The 1,829-nt window shown below is 34.6% G+C and carries 1 protein-coding gene; it reads left to right on the top strand.

Annotated elements, in window-relative coordinates; genetic code table 11:
- Positions 1-227 precede the first annotated feature (227 nt).
- Positions 228-1,643: an IS1182 family transposase gene (locus tag COZ07_RS02355; protein ID WP_406606989.1), complete on the top strand. Its 1,416-nt coding sequence runs from the start codon at positions 228-230 to the stop codon at positions 1,641-1,643.
- The last annotated feature ends 186 nt before the right edge of the window (positions 1,644-1,829 follow it).

Raw genomic sequence — 1,829 nt, 5'->3', positions numbered from 1 at the left:
GGTTAGGGTGAGGGTGAATAATTTGTAGGGGCTTGATTTATCAAGCCCGCATATTTCTTCTGTCATTCCCGCGAAAGAGGTTGTGTCATAATTACCTTTTCTATCTAAGATAAAAGATTAAAAAATATTGAATAAAAATCAAATAAAACTCTTATTTTACAAGACTTTTAGCAATTATTATGTTATAATATTAGCATAATAATCATAAAAGAAAGGAAACTTTTATTATGGCTTATCGTTATGGTAATAGATACCAAATCAAACTCTTACCTCAGAGTATAGAAGACTGTATTGCCTCTGATGATCCAGTTAGGGCCTATGATGCCTTTGCAGAAGCCCTTGATTTTAGAGAATTAGGGATTACCCTTGATTCTCACAAAATAGGCAATTCAGAATACTATCCAAAGGCTATGCTAAAACTTTTAGTCTACGGATACTCCTACGGTATCCGCAGCTCCCGAAAATTAGAGCGAGCCTGTCATCACAATCTCTCTTTTATCTGGCTTACCTCTAGTCTAAAGCCAGACCATAAGACTATAGCCGAATATAGGAGAAAGAATAAAGAAGCCTTAGCCCAAGTCTTAAGACAGTGTGCCAAAATATGTATCAAGCTCAACCTAATAGAGGGTAATACCCTCTTTGTTGATGGTACTAAAATAAGAGCCAATGCCTCAATCAAAAATACCTGGACTAAGGAAAAAGCCCAAAAGGCCTTAAAGCATATCGATGAGCGTATCTCTGATCTCCTCACCCAATGTGATGTTATTGATGAGGCCGAACAAGGTTCTTTAGTCACTATGGATAAAGAATTAAAAGACCAAAAGACCCTCAAGTCCAAGATTAAAGGTATCCTGCAAGAATTAAAAGAAGAAGAATCCTTTAATACCACTGATCCTGATTGTACCCGTATAAAAAAAGGAAAGAACTTTTATGGCGGCTTTAACTTCCAGAGTACAGTAGATAACAAAAAAGGTCTCATCTTATCTACTGATGTAGTAAATGAGGCTAATGACGTTAATCAGTTTGCTTCCCAGATTAATAAAGCTAATCAGATCTTAGGTAAGAAGTGTAAGACGGCAGTAGCTGATTCTGGTTATGCCTCCACCGATGAGTTGGAGAAAATAGATAAACAAGAGATTAAGGTCATTGTCCCTTCCAAAAGGCAGGCCTCTAAAAAAGAACTTTCTTTATTTGCCAAAGAACGTTTTACTTATGATCTCAAGAATGATTATTATATCTGTCCTAAAGGACATAAACTAATTCCCTACCGTCTTAATAAAGAAAATAATAGAGTATATAAAATTACGGATAAGAAAATATGTCTTTCCTGTCCCCATTACGGTGTCTGTACTAAATCTCCCACCGGAAGAACCATAAGCCGTCTCCTCAAGGAAGAGGTAAGACAAAAGTTAGAAGCCCAATACGAAGAACCTTCTTCCCAAGAAATTTACAAACTTAGAAAACAGAAAGTTGAACTTCCCTTTGGACATATTAAATATAATCTAAAGTTTGATTCCTTCCTCCTAAGAGGCTTAAAAGGAGTAAAAGCTGAAGCCTCTATTATTAGTACTTGCTTTGATCTTGTTCGTATGATCACTCTCCTGGGAGTACCAGCTTTAGTTAAAGAATTAAATACCTGTTAAGGGGATAATACCCCTATATTTTAAGTAAAATGAGATAATATTAGGTTAATAGAAGAATAAATATATTTTTTATCATTATATTAACCCTAAAAACCTTAATTTTTTTAAAGTTGAAAAAATCATTGTTAAATATAATTATTTATAACACAGCCTCTTTACTGAGCTTTTCGGTTATACTTTAAAGGA

The organism is Candidatus Infernicultor aquiphilus (assembly GCF_002784285.1).
GTDB lineage: Bacteria > Atribacterota > Phoenicimicrobiia > Phoenicimicrobiales > Phoenicimicrobiaceae > Infernicultor > Infernicultor aquiphilus.
The sequence above is the reverse complement of the archived record's forward strand: the minus strand, read 5'-3'. Positions and strand labels throughout refer to the sequence as shown.

What these genes read in the sequence shown, in the direction of transcription:
- COZ07_RS02355 (WP_406606989.1), top strand. Translation starts at nt 228, where the DNA reads ATGGCTTATCGTTATGGTAATAGATACCAAATCAAACTCTTACCTCAG.